Consider the following 1,175-nt stretch of genomic DNA (forward strand, 5'->3'; position numbering starts at 1 on the left):
GGGCGGGGGTCCGCCGGCTCCCGTCTCCCTCAACACGGCCACCGTGGACCAGCTCGACACGCTGCCGGGAGTGGGTCCCGTGCTGGCGCAGCACATCGTCGCCTACCGGACGCAGCACGGTGGGTTCCGATCCGTCGACGAACTGCGTGAGGTCAACGGCATCGGCGAGCGACGATTCTCCGATCTGCGCGATCTGGTGCGGCCATGAGGGGCGAGGAAGCTCCAGAAGGCGGGGCCCGCCCGGCGGATCCGGCGGTGGGCGGGGCTGTCACGGCGGACGGGAGTGTGGCGGTGACCCGGGCCGGGCCAGGAACGCCGGCCGGGGCCGATGCCCCACCGCGTGCGCGCCGAGCCGTGCATGCCGCTTCCGGGAGCCGGCTCGGGGCTTCCCACCCGCGTCGGGAAGGGCCGGTCGATCTGCGGCTCGTGCCGCCTGCGCTCGCCGCCTGGGCCACGGCGGCGGTGATGCTGGACGCCTCGCCCCAGTTGGCGGGTGGCCTGGCGCTCGGTTGCGTGCTCGTGGCCGGGGTGCTCCTGGGCGGCTGGGGGAGCTGGGCGCGGAGAGGGCGGGCATCCGTCGCCGGCGGGGCGCCGCTGCCGGCGGAGGGTGGAAGGGACCGGACACCGGTCCGCGGTGAGCCTCTCTTGGAGAGGCCGAGGGGACGCGCGCCGAACGTGCCGAGGGACCGGGCGCAGGGGAGTGCGCAGGGTCGGCCACCGGGTCCAGGGCAGGGTCGGCCACCGGGTCTGGTGCGGAGTCGGCCACCGGGTCCGGTGCGGAGTCGGACGGCGGGCGCTCGGTACGGGTGGTCGCGGACTGCCGGGGCCGCGGTGCTGCTCTGCGCGGCCGCCGCCGGGGTGTCCGCCGGGCTGCATGGAGCCGATCTGCGGAGAGGACCGGTGCCGGTGCTGGCGCGCGAGTACGCCACCGTCACCGCCGAGGTGGAGCTGACCTCGGACCCGCGGCTTGCCCGGCCCAAGGTGACGGGCAACCACATGACCCCGGATTCGGTGCTGATCAACGGGGAGGTGCGGAACATCGCGGAGGGCGGGCCCGACAGGATCGGCGGGCCCGACAGGGTGGCCGGGGCGGCTGGGGTGACGACCCGGGCGCCGGTGCTCGTGATCGTGGACGTCGGAGAGAGGAAGAGCGAGGGAAGGAGGACGGGTGGGGG

Annotated in this window: 1 protein-coding gene and 1 pseudogene; both read left to right on the top strand. The window is 75.7% G+C overall.

Translation table 11 applies throughout. The annotated features are described in order from the left end of the window. On the top strand, nucleotides 1–208 hold a 208-nt coding region (locus BZL64_RS36040), incomplete at its 5' end, for a ComEA family DNA-binding protein (protein ID WP_143663412.1). Between the two features lie 146 nt (nucleotides 209–354). Then, a pseudogene (locus BZL64_RS41655) lies at nucleotides 355–1,175 on the top strand (hypothetical protein); the annotation flags it as partial.

It is taken from the genome of Streptomyces bobili, from assembly GCF_002154575.1.
GTDB lineage: Bacteria > Actinomycetota > Actinomycetes > Streptomycetales > Streptomycetaceae > Streptomyces > Streptomyces bobili.